We start from the raw sequence: 16,619 nt of genomic DNA, 5'->3' as shown, positions 1-16,619 counted from the left end.
CCTCAGCCGATCAGGCTCGGCTGCAGGTCGCGCATCGTGCGCCGGAACGTCATGCGCGTGACGCCGGCGACGGCGAGCAGCAGGGCGCCGACGAGCCACGTCGCGAGCACCGCGGCATCCGCCCAGGCGCGGCCGGCGACACCGCCGTACATGACCTGCCGCATCGCGTCGACGACGTACCCCATCGGCAGCACGTGGTGCAGGGCCGCAAGGGGCGCCGGCAGCGTCTGCCACGGGAACGTACCGCCGGCGGTCACGAGCTGCAGCACCATCAGCACGAGGCCCAGGAACTGCCCGACCGACCCCAGCCACACGTTCAGCGCGAGGATGATGGCCGCGAAGGTGGCCGACGCGAGCAGCAGGATGCCGAGGGTCGGCAGCGGATGCGTGAACGAGAAGCCGAGCGCGATCGACAGCACGCCGAACAGCGTCACCATCTGCACCGCGCCGAGGGCGGCCGGCGTCAGCCAACCCGCGATCGCGACGCGGACGGGGGAGCGGAGCGCGGTCACCGCGCGACGGGACACGGGCTTCACGATGAGGAACAGCGCGTAGATGCCGATCCACCCGGCGAGGGCGGCGAAGAACGGGGCGAGTCCGGCGCCGTAGTTCTGCGCCTGGGTGAGCGAGTCCTCGGCGACACCCACCGGGTCGGCGAGGGTAGCTGCCTGCGCGGCGCGGGTCTTCGCGCTGTCGTCGGGCAGCTTCTCGGCGCCCGCCTGCAGGGCGTCGCGGAGCGTGCCCGCACCGTCCTCGAGTCGGTGGATGCCGGTGGCCAGCGAGTGCGCGCCGGTGTCGAGTTCGTGGGCCCCGGCATCCGCCGTCGCGATGCCGTCGGCGAGGGTGTGCGCCCCCGTCGAGGCCGTCGCCGCCCCCTTTGCGAGCGTGGAGCTGCCGGCCGCCACCTGGGACGCGCCGTCGTCGAGCGTGTCGATCTGCGAGACGGCCTGCTGCACCCTGGTGTCGAGGTCGTCGACGCGGGTGCCGATGGGGTCGAGCACGTCCAGCACCTTCGCGATCTGCGCGTCGTCGAGTCCCTGGTCGGTCAGCGCGCTCGTGAGGTCGCTGCGGAGGGTGGGGACGGCGGAACTCACCCGGTCGGCGGCCGATCCGACGCGGTCGGCGACGCTGCGGAGTTTCGCGGTGCCGCCCGAGACCTGCGCGGCGCCGGAGGAGAGCGAGCGCAGTCCGTCGGCGAGCGTGTCGACACCCGACGCGAGTTTCGTCGCCCCGCCCTCGAGCTTCGTCGTGCCCGCGGCCAGGGTGCCCGCGCCGTCCGCGAGGGTGTCGGCACCGTCGCCGGCCGTCGTGAGGCCGTCGGTCAGGGTGCCCGCGCCGTCGGCGGCGTCGAGGAGCTTCACGCGCACGGTGTTCAGCGCGTCGAGCATCGTCAGGCCGGCTTCGCGGACGACCTTCTCGCTCACGGTCGTGCGGATGCGTTCGACCGCCTGCGTGCCGATCGTCGAGGCGAGGTAGTTGTTCGCGTCGTTCGTCGTCAGGTCGATCTCGGCCTGACGCGGGTCCGCCGACGAGATCGAGGCGACGGCCGCGGTGAAGTCGGCGGGCAGGGTGACGGCGAAGTCGAACGCGCCGTCATCGAGGCCGCGGCGGGCACCGGCGGCATCCACTTCGTGCCAGTCGAAGCTGCCGTCCTCGAGCAGCGAGTCGGCGACCTCGTCGCCGAGGTTTCGGGCGCTGCCGTTGAGCGTCGCGCCCTCGTCGCTGACGACCAGGGCGACCGGCACCTGCGACAGGTTGCCGTACGGGTCCTGGTTCGCCCATAGGTACAGCCCGCCGTAGAGGACGGGCACGAGGATCAGGGCGATGAGGGCGATCACCCGCATGCGGGTGGAGGTGAGCCGCCGCAGCTCGGCGGCGAACAGGGCGGGGATCTTCACGGACGGATGCCTCCGGTCGAAGGGCGAGCGGTGACGGATGCCGGCCGGCGGCGCGCGCGGCGCAGCGCGGCGCCGGCGCGGATCCGCGGCCGACCGACGTGCGCGGGCGCCGCGGGCTCGCTCGGGGTGAGCGCGCTCGCCGCGGCCGTCCCGGCGATGACGAGCACGGCGAAGCCGCGGGCGGCGAACTCCTCGGCGATCCGCTGCCAGTGCACGGGATCGCCGCCGTGGCGGTCGGGCGAGACGAGGACGAGAGCCTCGATGCCGCGGCGGAGCGCCGCGAGTTCGAGCAGCATGCGTATGCGGTCGTCCGCCGGGACCTGGCCGAACGGTGTGCGGGCGAGGTGGCGCCAGCCGTGGTCGTCGAGCCAGTGCCGGGCCGACAGGGGATCGGCGCGACGCCCCGCGAACATGAGCTCCTCCTCGACGACACCGACGACGGCGACATCGGGGGCCGGGTCGTTGACCTCGGGGGCGTCGACGAGCGCGGCGACGCGGCGGAGCCGACGGGCGCCGCGGTGTCCGCCGAGGGTCACCGTGCCGGCATCCGGACGCATCCGTCCCGTCGCGATGAGACCGAGCACCGAGGGGCGCTGCTCCGTCTCGGCGGTGGCGAGGGTGACACGTCCCGTCTCGAGGACGAGCGAGGTGGGGGGCAGGATGCCGCCGTCCTTGCCCTTCGCGACGGCGTCGAGGGCGATCCTCATGCGCGAGCCTCCGCGAGCACGGCGTCGGCCTCGCGCCACCCGAGCCCCGCGACACCGAGGATCGCGCGGACGGCCACACCGGCGGCATCCGGCCGACTCGAATCCAGCCGCGTGATGACGGTGCGTGCCGCCTCTTCGACGAGGCGCGCGACCGTCGTGACGTGCAGGTCGCCGCGGAGGGTGCCCTCGCAGCGGCCGCGGTCGACGATCTCGAGCACGCGGCGGCGGACCGGCGTGAGGATGGCGGCGGTCTCGCCGACGTGGGAGTCGTCGAGGGCGACGGCGGCGGCGAACTGCACGTGCGCGGCGCCTTCCCAGAGGGCGAGGGCCAGCCGGGCGAGGGCGAGCGGCGCGGGGCCGTCGTCGTCGACCGTGTCGGCGATGGCGTTGAAGCGCTCGGCGCCGGCGTGGATCATCTCGCGGATGAGCGCGTCGCGGTCGTCGAAGTGGCTGTAGAGGGCGCGGCGGCTGAGGCCCGCGGCACGCGCGATCGTGTCGACGGAGGCGTTCGGGTCGGCCGCCAGGGTCTGTGCCGCAGCCGTGAGCAGGCCGGCGCGGTTGGCGACGGCGTCACGGCGGATGCGGCGGGGAACGGAGGAGTCGGTCACGAAGCCAGTGTAATTATCTTGCACACATGTGTGCAAGATAATCCAGCGAACCCACAGCGGGCGTTTGATGTAACCATTTACCGGCGGTACGGTCGCCCGATGCGCGCCGCCGATCGTCCCGCCGACCTCCGCCGCGATCTCGTCGTCTCGGGTGAGATCCACTACTTCCGTCTCGATCCGGCGGAGTGGGCCGACCGGCTCGACACCGCCGTGCGCACCGGGGTGACCGCCGTCGCGACCTACGTCCCGTGGCTCGTCCACGAGCTGCCCGACGGGACGTTCGACTTCGGGCAGCGGCATCCTCACCTCGACCTGGTCCGCTTCCTCGACCTGTGCGCCGAGCGCGGCCTGTCGGTGATCGCCCGGCCCGGCCCGTTCGTGATGGCGGAGCTGAAGAACGAGGGGCTCGGGTACTCGGTGCTGCGACGAAACCCCGAGATCCGTGCGGCCGGCTGGGACGGGGAGCGGCGACCCGAGACGATCGTCGACTACCTGCATCCCGCCTTCCTCGCCGCCGTCGACACGTGGTTCGACGCCGTCATCCCGCTGCTCGCGGCGCACGCGGTCGACCGAGGTGGGCCGATCGTCGGCATCCAACTCGACAACGAGATCGGGATGCTGCCCTGGGTGACGAACAGACCCGACCTCTCGGACCGGACCGTCGCCGAGTTCGTCGAGGGGCTCGTCGCGACGACGTCGCGCGAGGCCGTCCAGGCGCGGTACGGCGTCGGGGCGACGTCCTTCGACGTGACCGACCCGGCGACGTGGGGTCCGGCGCTGCGCTCACCCGTCGACGAGCAGGTGCTCGCCCTGCACCGCGACCTCGGCCGCTTCACGCGCGACCGCTACGCACGGTACGTGCAGCACCTGCGCGCCGGGGTCCGCGCCCGGGGCGTCGGCGAAGACGTGGCGCTGCTCGTGAACATCCACGGGTGCTGGGGGGAGCGCGCGACGATGTTCCCGCTCGGGATCTCGCAGCTGCACCGCACGTGGGCGGACGGCGACACGATCCCCGGCACCGACATCTACATCGGGGATCTCGACCTCGACACCCTGCCGGGGCTGTGGACCTCGACGGCGTTCCTCGCGGCCACCTGTCGGGCCGACCAGCCGTACGGGGTGCTCGAGTTCGAGGTGGGCTCGGGCGACTACGGCGAGGCCCTCGACGTGACGACCGGGCCGGAGGCCGCGGGGCTCAAGCTGCAGCTCGCCATCGCGCAGGGCGGCTCGCTCGTCAACTACTACCTGCTCGCCGGAGGACGGAACCCCGAGCTGTTCGAGCCGGTCGGCGACGGCAACGATCGCATCGCGTTCACGGGGGAGCGCCACGGGTTCGCGGCGCCCATCCGGCCCGAGGGCGACCTCGCGACGTGGTTCGCCGAGACGGTGCACCTGACCGAGGCGGTGACGGATGCCGCCGAGCTGCTGCGCGCGGCACGGCCCGAACGCCCGCCGGTCACCATCGGGTTCGTCGTCGACCACTACATGACCGAGTACCGCTACCCGGGCTCGACGCGGGAGGCGGAGTTCGTCGCCGAGCTCGAGCGCTTCCGCGGATCGGGACCGCGCGAGATCATGACGCGTGCCCTCGTCGTGGGCGGGTACGCGCCCGACGCGACACTGCTCGACGGGCCGGACGCGCTCGCCGACCTGCCGACCGACCGGGTGCTCGCCCTCGCGCCGACGCCGTCCCTCGACGACGACCTGCAGCGCGCGCTCGCCGACTGGGTCCGTCGCGGGGGGCGGCTGCTGCTGAGCGGACCCGTGCCCCAGCACGACATGGAGGGTCGCCCGGCCACCGCCCTGATCGACGCGCTCGGGCTGGACGTCGGCCCGACTCACGCGGCGACCCCCGGCCGCACGCCGTTCGTCGCCCCGTCGATCACCCCCGACGGCCCGGCGTGGCAGGGCGCCGAGGTGGCAGTCGGCTTCGCGCAGCCTCTGACCACGCGACGAGCGGATGCCGGTACCGCACCGCTCGCGCACCTCGCCCGCACCGGCGAGCCCTGCGTCCTCGACATCGGGCTCGGGGCGGGACGCGTCGTCGTGGCGGCGGCGGACCTGCCGTGCCTGCCGCAGATCTGGGATGCGCTCCTCGCACGACTCGGGGCGCATCCTCGCATCCGGATCACGTCCGACAGTCGCGGCGTCGTCGTGGTGCCGTGCCGCACTCCGGACGACGTCGAGGTCGTGCACGTCATCAACGTGTCGCCGTGGGACACCGCCGTGGCGCTCGAACGGGACGGCCGGCCGGTGACGGACGAGCCGATCGCGCTCGCGCGACGCAGCGGGACGTGGCTCGTCCGCCGCTCGGGCGAGACCCGTGCCCGGGTCGCGTACCGCCCGCCGCGGGGCTGAGGCTCAGTCCGCGCCGAAGTCGAACGAGGCGGACTCGCCGGCCTCGTCGAAGGCCTCGGCGAGACCCTCGCGCTGCTCGTCGAAGGGCTGCGCGTGACCCGTGATCGCCGCCGCGCCGCCGCGCTCGAGGTCGCCCACGAGCTCGCCGGTCGCGCCGCCGATGAGGCCGAGCGACACGAAGTGCTCGAGGCGGGCACGCGAGTCGGCGATGTCGAGGTTGCGCATCGTCAGCTGGCCGATGCGGTCGGTCGGGCCGAAGGCGGCGTCGCCGACGCGCTCCATCGAGAGCTTCTCGGGCGAGTACGACAGGTTGCGGCTCTCGGTGTTCAGGATCGTGTAGTCCTCGCCGCGACGCAGACGCAGGGTCACGGTGCCGCTGATCGCGGACCCCACCCAGCGCTGGATCGACTCGCGCAGCATGAACGACTGCGGCTCGAGCCAGCGGCCCTCGTACATGAGCCGGCCGAGACGCCGGCCCTGCTCGTGGTAGGTGGCGAGGGTGTCCTCGTTCAGGATGCCGTTGATCAGGCGCTCATACGCGATGAACAGCAGCGCCATGCCCGGGGCTTCATAGACGCCGCGGGACTTCGCCTCGATGATGCGGTTCTCGATCTGGTCGCTCATTCCGAGGCCGTGGCGCCCGCCGATCGCGTTCGCCTCCATGACCAGGGCTACGGCATCCGCGTACTCGACACCGTTGATCGCGACGGGGCGTCCCGCCTCGAACGTGATCGACACGTCCTCGGTTTTGATCTCGACCTCGGGGTCCCAGAAGCGGACGCCCATGATGGGCTGGACGATCTCGAGCGACACGTCGAGGTGCTCGAGCGTCTTCGCCTCGTGGGTCGCGCCCCAGATGTTCGCGTCGGTGGAGTATGCCTTCTCGACGGAGTCGCGGTAGGGGAACCCGTGCGCGACGAGCCACTCGCTCATCTCGGTGCGGCCGCCGAGTTCGGTGACGAAGTCGGCATCCAGCCACGGCTTGTAGATGCGCAGGGCCGGGTTCGCCAGCAGGCCGTAGCGGTAGAACCGCTCGATGTCGTTGCCCTTGTAGGTGGAGCCGTCGCCCCAGATGTCGACGCCGTCCTCCTTCATGGCGCGGACGAGCATCGTGCCCGTCACGGCGCGGCCGATCGGCGTCGTGTTGAAGTAGGTGCGCCCGCCGGAGCGGATGTGGAACGCGCCGCACGAGAGGGCGACGAGGCCCTCTTCGACCATCATCGGCTTGCAGTCGATGAGGCGGGAACCCTCGGCGCCGTACTGCAGGGCACGGCCGGGGATCGATGCGATGTCGTCCTCGTCGTACTGGCCGAGGTCGCCGGTGTAGGTGAACGGGACGGCGCCCTTGTCGCGCATCCAGGCGACCGCGACCGAGGTGTCGAGACCCCCCGAGAAGGCGATGCCGACGCGCTCGCCGACGGGCAGGGACTGGAGGACCTTCGACATGGCCTCCATCCTATCGAGCGGGCGGTCCGGCCCCCGGCGCGGTTACGCGCGGGCGGTGCGGCGGAGATCCGGGCGACACGCGGGGAGCGGATGCGGGGCCGGTGTGTCGGCGAGAATCTCCGCTCGGCGGGTCGGTGCGCCGGGATGTGAATGCTCACATCGCCTGGACCGGGCCGCTTGGCGCCCGCGCAGGTGCAGCCCTGCCCGCCCGCCGCGTTACCGGAATGTTATCGCTCACAATCTAGCGCTGCGAGAAATGTGAAGGCTAACATTCGAGCATCCGAAGGCCAGGGCGGCCCGGAACACCGGCGGTGAGCCGGACCCGAACAAGGAGGTTTTGGGATGAAGAAGAGCGTTTTCGCGGCTGCAGCCATGCTGGGGGCATTCGCGCTGGTCGCAACAGGCTGCGCCGGCGGCGCGGCTCCCGGAGCCGGTGGCAACGGGGGTGGCGGCGGTGACGACGTCATCAAGGTCGGCTTCGCGCAGACCGGGTCGGAGTCGGGCTGGCGTGCCGCCAACACCGAGTCGATGAAGAAGGCCTTCTCGACGGAGAACGGCTTCGAGCTGATCTTCAACGCGGCCGACAACAAGCAGGAGGCGCAGATCTCCGCCGTCCGCAACTTCATCAACCAGGGTGTCGACGCCATCGTGATCGCGCCGATCACGGTCGACGGCTGGGACGACGTCCTGAAGGAAGCCAAGGATGCCGGGATCCCGGTCATCCTCGAGGACCGCACCGTCTCGGCCAGCGACGACCTCTACGCCTCGTGGGTCGGCCTCGACTTCGAGCAGGAGGGCCGCACCGCCGGCGAGTGGGTCAAGGAGAACTTCGACGGCAAGGGCGCGAACCTCGTCGTCCTGGAGGGCACGACCGGTTCGTCGGCCGCGCTCGACCGGGCGACGGGCTTCAACGAGGCGATCGAAGGCACCGACGTCAACGTGCTCGACTCGCAGACCGGCGACTTCACCCGTGACGGCGGCAAGAAGGTCATGGAGGGCTACCTCCAGAAGTACGGCAAGGACATCAACGTCCTGTTCGCGCACAACGACGACATGGGCCTGGGTGCGCTCGACGCCATCAAGGCGGCCGGTCTGACCCCGGGCAAGGACATCCAGATCGTCACCATCGACGCGGTGAAGGACGGCATGACCGCCCTCGCGAACGGCGAGTTCAACTTCATCGTCGAGTGCAACCCGCTCCTCGGTGACAAGGCCGCCGAGCTCGTCAAGGCCGTCGTCGCCGGCGATGAGGTCGAGAAGCGCACGATCGTCGAGGACCAGTCGTTCACGCAGGAGCAGGCCGCCGAGGTCCTCGACTCCCGCCCCTACTGATCGACGGAACCCCCACGGTCCGTACGGATCACCGAACCACCGCCGGGGACCGGATTCCGGTCCCCGGCGGTCATCACGGAAAGGCGCGCCTCATGGTCGATGTCGCAGCCACGCCGGAGTCCCCGGCCACCGCCCCGCAGCACGACGAGGTCGTGCGGATGCGGGATGTCACCATCCGGTTCCCCGGGGTGCTCGCCCTGGACCGGGTCGACCTGACGCTGCGCGCCGGCGAGGTCCACACCCTCATGGGTGAGAACGGCGCCGGCAAGTCGACGCTCATCAAGGCGCTGACGGGCGTGTACGCCATCGACGGCGGGACGATCGAGGTGGCCGGCGAGCAGCGGGTCTTCCGCTCGACGGCCGACGCCGAGGCATCCGGGATCTCCACGGTGTACCAGGAGGTCAACCTCTGCACCAACCTCTCGGTCGGCGAGAACGTCATGCTCGGCCGCGAGGTGCGCCGGGCGGGCTTCATCGACTGGCGGGCCACCCACCGCGAGGCGACGCGGTACCTCGCCGCCCTCGGCCTCGACATCGACCCGCGCTCGGCGCTCGCGTCGCACTCCATCGCGGTGCAGCAGCTCGTCGCGATCAGCCGAGCGACGGTCGCCGATGCCCGGGTGCTCGTCCTCGACGAGCCCACCTCGAGCCTCGACCGCAGCGAGGTCGAGCAGTTGTTCGCCGTCGTCCGCGGTCTCCGCGACCGCGGCGTCGCCATCCTCTTCGTCACGCACTTCCTCGACCAGGTCTACGAGATCTCCGACCGGCTCACGGTGCTGCGCAACGGCCAGCTGGTGGGCGAGTACCTGCCCGCCGAGCTTCCCCGCGGCGAACTCATCGCCAAGATGATCGGCCGGCAGCTCGACGAGCTCGAGGCCCTCTCGCGCTCGGCCGAGCGCGAGATCGACCGCACCGCAACGCCCGTCCTGCGTGTCGCGGGCCTCGGCCGCAAGAACGTCATCGAACCCGTCGACATGGAGGTCTACGAGGGCGAGGTCGTCGGCATCGCGGGTCTGCTCGGCTCGGGACGCAGCGAACTCGTCCGCCTCGTCTACGGCGCCGACCGCGCCGACGCGGGCACCCACGAAGTGCGGGGGGATGCCGCACGCATCACCAACCCGCGGAACGCGATCGACAATCGCATCGCGTTCTCGAGCGAGGACCGTCGCGCCGAGGGCATCATCGCCGACCTGACCGTCGCCGAGAACATCGTCCTCGGCATCCAGGCCAAGCGCGGAGCGATGCGCCCGATCGGCCGCGCCGAGCGCGATGCGATCGTGTCGGAGTACATCTCGGCACTCGGGGTCCGCCCCGCCGACCCGAACGCACTCGTGCGCAACCTCTCGGGCGGAAACCAGCAGAAGGTGCTGCTCGCGCGCTGGCTCGCCACCGCGCCGCAGCTCATCATCCTCGACGAGCCGACCCGCGGCATCGACGTCGGCGCGAAGGCCGACATCCAGCGCAAGGTCGCCGAGCTCTCGGCGGAGGGCCTCTCGGTCGTCTTCATCTCCTCGGAGCTCGAGGAGGTCGTCCGCATCGCGCAGCGCATCGTGGTGCTGCGCGACCGTTCTAAGATCGGCGAACTGGACGCCACCGACGTGACCGTCGACGACCTGGTCGCCCTCATCGCGCAAGAGTCCGGCGAGACGACGACGTCCCGCCTCAACCCGGAGACAGCGGCATGAACCCGACACTCAAGCGCTTCCTGGCGCACCGCCTCGTCTGGCCGATCGCGGCACTGCTCGTGCTCGTGATCATCAACACGATCGCGCGGCCCTCGTTCATCTCGATCACGGTGCAGAACGGTCAGCTCTACGGGCCGCTCATCGACATCCTGCGCAACAGCGCACCGCTCATGCTCGTCGCGCTCGGCATGACGCTCGTCATCGCGACGCGCGGCATCGACCTCTCGGTCGGCGCGATCATGGCGGTCTCGGGCGCGGTGGCCCTCACCTTCATCTCGTCGTCGCCGGCACCCGAGGACCTCTCGACGGTGCTCATCGCGATCGCGCTCGCCGTCGGTGTCGCCCTCGTGCTGGGTGTTTGGAACGGCTTCCTCGTCGCCGTCGTCGGGGTGCAGCCGATCATCGCGACCCTCGTGCTCATGCTCGCCGGCCGCGGTGTCGCCCTCCTCATCACGGGCGGCTTCATCACGACGATCACGAGCGCGCCGTACCGCTTCATGGCGCAGGGGTATCTCGTCGGTCTGCCGTTCGCGTTCTACGTCTCGGTGGTCGCGATCGTGATCGTCGCCGTCCTGCAGCGGCGCACCGCGCTCGGCGTCCTCACCGAGGCCGTCGGCATCAACCCCGAGGCCAGCCGCCTCGCCGGTGTCCGCTCGCGCGGCATCGTCTGGGGCGCGTACGCGGCGAGCGGGCTGCTCGCCGGGTTCGCCGGCATCCTCTACTCGTCCAACATCATGGCGGCCGACGCCAACGCCGCGGGCCTCTACATCGAGCTCGACGCGATCCTCGCGGTGGTCCTCGGCGGCACGAGCCTCATGGGCGGCAAGTTCACGATCGCCGGCACCGTCGTCGGCGTCTTCACGATCCAGACCCTCAAGTCGACGATCACCTTCCTCGGGGTGCCGCCGGCGGTCAGCCCGCTGTTCCTCGCCATCGTGGTCGTGATCGTCGTCCTCGTGCAGTCCCCGCGCACGCGGTCCCTCTTCGCCAAGGGAGCCGATGCCGTCCGGGGCGGCACCCGTCGCACTGTGGAGGTGGCCTCGTGAGCGCGATCACCGCAGACCTCGGACGCACCGGCGGCTTCGCCGACACGGTCCAGCGCTTCCGCAGCCGGCACGCCTCGTGGGTGCCCGTCTTCGCCGCCGTCGTCATCCTCGTCGCGATGCTCCTCGGGGCGCAGGCCTACTTCGGCAACTTCGTCACCCCGCGCGTGCTGTCGGCGCTGCTGCTCGACAACGCGTACCTGCTGATCCTCGCCGTCGGCATGACCTTCGTCATCCTCACCGGCGGCATCGACCTCTCCGTCGGCGCCGTGATGGCCTTCACCGGGATGCTCGGTGCCAGCATGCTGAGCCAGGGGATGCCGGTGGCCCTCGTCATCCCGGTCATGCTGGTCCTCGGCGCCCTCATGGGTCTGTTCGTCGGCGTGCTCGTGCAGTACTTCGGGGTGCAGCCGTTCATCGCCTCGCTCGCGGCCATGTTCGCGGCGCGCGGCCTCGCGTTCATGGTGAGCCTGTCGTCGATCCGCGTCGAGGAGCCCGCCATCCTGTGGCTGCAGTCGACCCGCATGCAGGGCGGGCCGGGCAGCTTCTACCTGACCCCGACCGGCATCCTGGCGCTGCTGGTCGTGCTCGCCGGCATCCTGATCCTGCAGTTCACCCGCTTCGGACGCACGATCTACGCGATCGGCGGCAACGAGCAGTCCGCGCGCCTCATGGGTCTGCCGGTCGTGCGGACGAAGCTGCTCGCGTACGTCATCAGCGGTGTGTGCGCGGGACTCGCGGGTGTCGTCTTCACGGCGTACACCGGGGCCTCCTACCCGTTGAACGGCATCGGTACCGAGCTCGACACCATCGCCGCGGTGGTGATCGGCGGCACGCTGCTCACGGGCGGCAGCGGGTTCGTGCTCGGATCGATGATCGGCGTGTTCGTCTACGGCACCATCAAGACGGTCATCTCCTTCCTCGGAGTCGACCAGTCGTGGACCCGCATCACGATCGGAGCACTGCTGCTCGTCTTCGTCGTCGTGCAGCGCCTGCTCGTGGCGCGGACCGCGCGAACGTCGCGGTGACGCTCGGGGGGAGCTCACCGCGGGCATGATGGTCCGTATGGATGCGCGCGAAGCAGCGGTCGCGCCGGTCGTCGAGGTGACCGGCGCGACCGTTCGCTTCGGCTCCGAGACGGTGCTCGACGCCGTCGACTTCCGTCTGCTGCCCGGCGAGGTCCACTCGCTGATGGGCGAGAACGGCGCCGGCAAGTCGACGCTCATCAAGGCGATCACGGGTGCGCTGCGACCGGATGCCGGGACGATCCGCGTCGGCGGTGAGCCGGTGCACTTCGGCTCGCCCGCCGATGCGCTCGCCGCCGGGATCAGCGCCGTCTACCAGGAGATCGATCTGCTGCCGAACCTCTCGGTCGGCGAGAACGTGCTGCTGGGACGCGAGAGCAGGCGCTTCGGGGCGATCGACTGGCGCGAGACGCACCGCCGCGCGGGCGAGATCCTCGAGGGCCTGGGGCTCGACATCGACCCCCGCACGCGACTGTCGCGGCACTCCCTGGCGATCCAGCAGCTCGTCGCGATCGCGCGGGCCATCTCGGTCGACGCCCGTGTCGTCGTGCTCGACGAGCCGACCTCGAGCCTCGACCTCGACGAGGTCGCCGAGCTCTTCCGCGTCATCCGCGAACTGACCTCCCGCGGTGTCGCGGTGCTGTTCGTCTCGCACTTCCTCGACCAGGTCTACGAGATCTGCGACCGCATCACGGTGCTGCGCGGCGGCCGCCGCATCGGCGAGTACGTGCCGACCGAGCTGCTGCGCATCGACCTCGTCGAGAAGATGCTCGGACGCGGGGCCGACGAGCTCGACGTCCACCAGCGGGAGGATGCCGCGGCATCCTCTCCCGTCGCCCTCGCCGGACGCGGCCTCGCCTCGGGGACGGGGCTGACCTCGGCCACCCTGGCGATCGGCGAGGGCGAGGTCGTGGGTCTCGCGGGGCTGCTCGGTTCGGGACGGTCCGAACTGGCGCGCGCGCTGACCGGGGTGGATCGACCGGATGCCGGTGAGATCGAGGTCCGCGGTGCGCCCGCCGTGCTCGCGACGCCGCGACGGGCGATCGGGCAGGGGATCGTCTACTCGTCCGAGAACCGGCGCACCGAGGGGATCATCGGCGAGCTCAGCGTGCAGGACAACATCACCCTCGCGCTGCAGGCCGATCGCGGCATCCTGCACCGACTCACCCGCGCCCGCCGGCGCGAGCTCGCAGTGAGCTGGATCGAGGCGCTCGACATCCGTCCCGCCGATCCGGACCGGCCGGCGGGGACCCTGTCGGGCGGCAACCAGCAGAAGGTGCTGCTCGCGCGGCTGCTCGCACTCTCGCCCCGGGTGCTCGTGCTCGACGAGCCGACCCGCGGCATCGACGTCGGCGCGAAGGTCGAGATCCAGCGGCTCGTCGCCGACCTCGCCGACAACGGCCTGTCGGTGCTGTTCATCTCGGCCGAGCTCGAAGAGGTGCTGCGGGTCTCGAACCGCATCGCGATCATGCGGGGGGGTCGACTCGTCGACACCATTCCGGCGGACTCGCTCACCGTCGACTCGCTGCTGGCGCTCGTGGCCCGACCCGAGGACGAGTCGTGAGCGACGAGCGCGGTGCGAAGTCCGCGAACATCTTCGACGTCGCGCGCCTCGCCGGCGTCTCGCACCAGACCGTCTCGCGGGTGCTCAACGACCTGCCGAACGTCCGGCCCGCCACCCGCGCGCGGGTCGAGCAGGCGATGGCGCAGCTGCGCTACAGCCCGTCGCCGGCCGCCCGTGCCCTCGTCACGAAGCGCACCCGCACGATCGGTCTGATCACGCCGGGGACGGCGGACTTCGGGCCCACCTCGATCGCGATGCACTTCAACGTCGCGGCGCGTGTAGAGCGGTACTCCGTCGACTCGGTGACCGCGCCCGACACGGATGCCGCCAGCATCCGCTCGGTCGTCGAAGGGCTCCTCCGGCAGCGCGTCGACGCGATCGTCCTCGTCGTGACCGACCTCGGCGTCCTCGAGGTCGTGCGCGGGCTCGACCTCGGTGTGCCGATGGTCGCCGCCGCCGCGACGCAGCGCCGGCATCCGCAGCTCGTGTCGATCGATCAGTACCGCGGCGCGCGGTCGGCCGTGCGTCACCTCGCCGAGCTGGGGCACCGCCGCATCCTCCACATCGCCGGTCCGGTGCGGAATCCGGATGCCGTCGAGCGCATCCGCGGCTGGCGCGACGAGCTCGCGGCCCGCCAGCTGGCGGTGGTGGAGCCGCGCCACGGCGACTGGACCGCGGCCAGCGGGGCCGAGATCGGACGGTCGCTCGACCTCTCCCCGGGCGACGCGGTCTTCGCGGGCAACGACCACATGGCGATCGGTCTGCTCTCGGCGCTGCGCGCCCGTGGGCTGCGCGTCCCCGAGGACGTCGCCGTCGTGGGGTTCGACGACGTGCCCGAGGCCGCCTACCTGTCGCCGCCGCTCACGACCGTGCGGCAGGACTTCCGTGCCCTCGGCGAGCTCATGATGCAGAAGGTGCTCCTCGCCGTCGAGGAGCCCGACGGACTCACCGAGGACACCCCGCTCCCGACCCACCTGATCGTGCGCGAGTCCTCGCGCCCCGCGGAGTGATCCCGGAGGTCCACGGATGAGCGTCGAGGAACTGATGGTGATCGTCCGCGAGGAGTCCCTCGATGCGCCCGTCCTGTACGGTGTGGGCGACGTCCACATGAACGCGGTGCTGCTCACGCGCACGGATGCGCAGTGGCAGGCGTGGGTGTCGGACGAGCGCGGCGGTGTCATGGGACGCACGCTGCAGACCTTCGACACGGAATCCGCAGCTCTCGGGTACGTCCTGTTCAAGCTGCGGCAGGTGACTCCGCTGCGCCGCAAGCTCGCCGCCTGGCGCAGCTGACGCGCGCGACCGCCCTCGGAATGATCCGGGGTTCAGACCGTGAGGGCGGAACGCGCCCCGCGGGTGCGCAGGCGCCCGACGGCGACGACGATCGTGCCGACGACGACGAAGGTGACGGCGATCCCGGCGACGTACGCCCAGACACCGCCCCACCCGGCGACCCCGTTCGGGTTCAGGAACGGGTACGGGTACCAGAACGCGACGCCGCGCACCGGGTCGGTCACGAACGGTCCGCGGATCAGGGTGTAGACGATCCAGAGGATCGGGACGGCGAGGATGACGAGGACCGACCGCCACCGCAAAGCGCGCTGGGTGGGCGCGACGAGCAGGTCGATCACGAGGAACAGCGGCGCGACGACGTGGAGGATCTCGTTGGCCCAGGCGACGTGGTCGTCGGCCGTGGGCAGCCCACGCAGCAGCAGGTTGTAGACCACGCCGGTGATCGTGAGGTAGGTCGTGGCTGCGGCCAGGGCGACGGCGATCCCCCGGGGTTCGCGGTCTTCGTGCGGCGGTCGCATGAAGAACCAGATGACCGCCGCCAGCAGGGCGATGGCCCCGACGAGGTTCGACAGGATCGTGAAGAAGCTGAAGAAGTTCGCGATCGTGGTCGTCACGTCGCGGTCGTCTGCGATCGCCAAGCGGATCGTGGTGACGAACTGCCCGACGACGGCGGTCATGAGGACCGCGGCGGCGAGCAGCCTGACGACCGACCACACCGTCGGCCACGTTCGGGTACGCATGACCGAACCCTAGCGCGCGGCCCGGCGGTGCGGGCCGCGCGCAACGGGAGAGGTCAGCCCTTGACGACGGGGACGACGAGGCCGCCCCAGGTCTCGTTCTCGAAGTCCGCGGTCTCCTGCGAGGTCAGCAGCTCGTAGAGCTTCTGCACGCGGGCGTCGTCCTTCAGCTCGGGGCGCGTCGCGAGGACGTTGTAGTACGGGCTGTCCTCGCCTTCGAGCAGGATCGCCTTGTCGCTCGTGAGGCCGGCGGGCAGGGCGAACGAGATGGTGACGAAGGCGGCATCCACATCGGGCAGCGCCTGCGGCAGCGTCGCGTTCTCGATCTCGCGGAACTCGAAGTTCTTGGGGTTGGCGGTGATGCCGCTCAGGTCGACGACGCCGTCGGTGACCTCGATGAGCCCCTCGGATGCCAGCAGCTTCAGCGCGCGTCCCTCGTTGGTCGGGTCGTTGGGGATCGCGATGCTCGCGCCGTCGGCGAGGTCGTCGAGGCTCGACACCTTGTCGGAGTAGAACGCTGCGCTCGGCAGGTATGCCTCGCCGACGCTGACCAGTTCGCCGCCGGCCTGCTCGTTGAAGGTCTCGAGGAAGGTCGCGTTCTGGAACAGGTTCGCGTCGATCGACCCGTCGGCCAGCGCGGTGTTGGGCGTGTTGTAGTCGGTGAAGGGCACGAACTCGATGGTGAGTCCCGCCTCCTTCGCGCTCGTCTCGGCGATGTGGTTGAGGATGTCGCCGGCCGGCGTCTGCAGCGCGCCGACCTTGAGCGTGCCGAGGCCGTCGCCGTCGCCCTCACCACCGGCGGAGGGCGACGAGGCGCAGCCGCTGAGCAGGAGCGCGGTGGCGGCGGCGGTGGCCAGGAGGGCGGAACGGAGGGTGCGGGACATCGTGATGCCTTTCGTCGGTGGTGCGGGGGACCGGCGTCG

Annotated in this window: 14 protein-coding genes; 8 read left to right on the top strand and 6 right to left on the bottom strand. The window is 71.0% G+C overall.

From position 1 onward, the window contains the following. Positions 1 to 2 precede the first annotated feature (2 nt). The 3 genes from Q9S71_RS04715 to Q9S71_RS04705 are packed head-to-tail and all read right to left on the bottom strand — an operon-like array spanning position 3 to position 3,213. On the bottom strand, positions 3 to 1,898 hold the full coding sequence (locus Q9S71_RS04715; protein ID WP_311860869.1) for a YhgE/Pip family protein: 1,896 nt from the start codon (positions 1,896 to 1,898) through the stop codon (positions 3 to 5). Then, entirely contained in the window at positions 1,895 to 2,605 is a 711-nt protein-coding gene (locus Q9S71_RS04710) for a hypothetical protein (protein WP_311860866.1), read from the bottom strand. The genes Q9S71_RS04715 and Q9S71_RS04710 overlap by 4 nt, the downstream gene beginning before the upstream one ends. After that, entirely contained in the window at positions 2,602 to 3,213 is a 612-nt protein-coding gene (locus tag Q9S71_RS04705) for a TetR/AcrR family transcriptional regulator (RefSeq protein WP_311860865.1), read from the bottom strand. Before Q9S71_RS04705 ends, Q9S71_RS04710 begins: the two co-directional genes overlap by 4 nt. Positions 3,214 to 3,312: 99 nt before the next feature. Here Q9S71_RS04705 and Q9S71_RS04700 point away from each other — a divergent pair, with 99 nt between their 5' ends. Next, the gene (locus Q9S71_RS04700; protein ID WP_311860863.1) at positions 3,313 to 5,571 is read left to right on the top strand and encodes a beta-galactosidase; all 2,259 of its coding nucleotides are present in this window, start codon (positions 3,313 to 3,315) and stop codon (positions 5,569 to 5,571) included. A 3-nt stretch (positions 5,572 to 5,574) separates the two neighbouring features. Here Q9S71_RS04700 and argG read toward each other — a convergent pair whose 3' ends face one another. Further along, positions 5,575 to 7,017: an argininosuccinate synthase gene (gene argG, locus Q9S71_RS04695; RefSeq protein ID WP_311860860.1), complete on the bottom strand. Its 1,443-nt coding sequence runs from the start codon at positions 7,015 to 7,017 to the stop codon at positions 5,575 to 5,577. A gap of 342 nt (positions 7,018 to 7,359) precedes the next feature. On the opposite strand from argG, the gene Q9S71_RS04690 reads away from it, so the two are divergent. From Q9S71_RS04690 to Q9S71_RS04660, 7 genes are all read left to right on the top strand, one after another. Next, a complete protein-coding gene (locus Q9S71_RS04690; RefSeq protein ID WP_311860858.1) occupies positions 7,360 to 8,349 on the top strand; it encodes an ABC transporter substrate-binding protein in 990 nt (329 codons plus the stop codon). A 92-nt stretch (positions 8,350 to 8,441) separates the two neighbouring features. Further along, positions 8,442 to 10,034, top strand: a complete 1,593-nt coding sequence (locus tag Q9S71_RS04685; protein ID WP_311860856.1) for a sugar ABC transporter ATP-binding protein — start codon at positions 8,442 to 8,444, stop codon at positions 10,032 to 10,034. Beyond that, positions 10,031 to 11,080, top strand: a complete 1,050-nt coding sequence (locus Q9S71_RS04680; protein ID WP_311860854.1) for an ABC transporter permease — start codon at positions 10,031 to 10,033, stop codon at positions 11,078 to 11,080. The genes Q9S71_RS04685 and Q9S71_RS04680 overlap by 4 nt, the downstream gene beginning before the upstream one ends. Beyond that, positions 11,077 to 12,105, top strand: coding sequence for an ABC transporter permease subunit (locus Q9S71_RS04675; protein WP_311860851.1), 1,029 nt, complete (start codon positions 11,077 to 11,079; stop codon positions 12,103 to 12,105). Before Q9S71_RS04680 ends, Q9S71_RS04675 begins: the two co-directional genes overlap by 4 nt. A gap of 37 nt (positions 12,106 to 12,142) precedes the next feature. Then, entirely contained in the window at positions 12,143 to 13,666 is a 1,524-nt protein-coding gene (locus Q9S71_RS04670; protein WP_311860849.1) for a sugar ABC transporter ATP-binding protein, read from the top strand. Next, positions 13,663 to 14,676, top strand: a complete 1,014-nt coding sequence (locus tag Q9S71_RS04665) for a LacI family DNA-binding transcriptional regulator (RefSeq protein WP_311860847.1) — start codon at positions 13,663 to 13,665, stop codon at positions 14,674 to 14,676. The genes Q9S71_RS04670 and Q9S71_RS04665 overlap by 4 nt, the downstream gene beginning before the upstream one ends. A gap of 16 nt (positions 14,677 to 14,692) precedes the next feature. Next, on the top strand, positions 14,693 to 14,959 hold the full coding sequence (locus Q9S71_RS04660) for a hypothetical protein (RefSeq protein ID WP_311860845.1): 267 nt from the start codon (positions 14,693 to 14,695) through the stop codon (positions 14,957 to 14,959). Between the two features lie 32 nt (positions 14,960 to 14,991). Here the strand turns inward: Q9S71_RS04660 and Q9S71_RS04655 are convergent, their stop codons facing one another. Together Q9S71_RS04655 and Q9S71_RS04650 are read right to left on the bottom strand one after the other, a co-directional pair. Continuing rightward, on the bottom strand, positions 14,992 to 15,699 hold the full coding sequence (locus tag Q9S71_RS04655; RefSeq protein WP_311860843.1) for a Pr6Pr family membrane protein: 708 nt from the start codon (positions 15,697 to 15,699) through the stop codon (positions 14,992 to 14,994). A 53-nt stretch (positions 15,700 to 15,752) separates the two neighbouring features. Beyond that, positions 15,753 to 16,580 (bottom strand): MetQ/NlpA family ABC transporter substrate-binding protein, encoded by an 828-nt coding sequence (locus Q9S71_RS04650; protein WP_311860841.1) that lies wholly within the window; start codon positions 16,578 to 16,580, stop codon positions 15,753 to 15,755. Positions 16,581 to 16,619: the final 39 nt, after the last annotated feature.

Source organism: Microbacterium gawkjiense, from assembly GCF_031932225.1.
GTDB classification, from domain to species: domain Bacteria; phylum Actinomycetota; class Actinomycetes; order Actinomycetales; family Microbacteriaceae; genus Microbacterium; species Microbacterium gawkjiense.
Note: the sequence above shows the minus strand (reverse complement) of the source record. Positions and strands in the feature narration are given on the sequence as shown.

Bases quoted from the DNA above. Each gene is read 5' to 3' on its own strand.
- Q9S71_RS04680 (WP_311860854.1), top strand. From the start codon at position 10,031: ATGAACCCGACACTCAAGCGCTTCCTGGCGCACCGCCTCGTCTGGCCG.
- Q9S71_RS04670 (WP_311860849.1), top strand. From the start codon at position 12,143: ATGGATGCGCGCGAAGCAGCGGTCGCGCCGGTCGTCGAGGTGACCGGC.
- Q9S71_RS04710 (WP_311860866.1), bottom strand. From the start codon at position 2,605: ATGAGGATCGCCCTCGACGCCGTCGCGAAGGGCAAGGACGGCGGCATC.
- Q9S71_RS04660 (WP_311860845.1), top strand. From the start codon at position 14,693: ATGAGCGTCGAGGAACTGATGGTGATCGTCCGCGAGGAGTCCCTCGAT.
- Q9S71_RS04700 (WP_311860863.1), top strand. From the start codon at position 3,313: ATGCGCGCCGCCGATCGTCCCGCCGACCTCCGCCGCGATCTCGTCGTC.
- Q9S71_RS04650 (WP_311860841.1), bottom strand. From the start codon at position 16,580: ATGTCCCGCACCCTCCGTTCCGCCCTCCTGGCCACCGCCGCCGCCACC.
- Q9S71_RS04690 (WP_311860858.1), top strand. From the start codon at position 7,360: ATGAAGAAGAGCGTTTTCGCGGCTGCAGCCATGCTGGGGGCATTCGCG.
- Q9S71_RS04685 (WP_311860856.1), top strand. From the start codon at position 8,442: ATGGTCGATGTCGCAGCCACGCCGGAGTCCCCGGCCACCGCCCCGCAG.
- Q9S71_RS04655 (WP_311860843.1), bottom strand. From the start codon at position 15,699: ATGCGTACCCGAACGTGGCCGACGGTGTGGTCGGTCGTCAGGCTGCTC.
- argG (WP_311860860.1), bottom strand. From the start codon at position 7,017: ATGTCGAAGGTCCTCCAGTCCCTGCCCGTCGGCGAGCGCGTCGGCATC.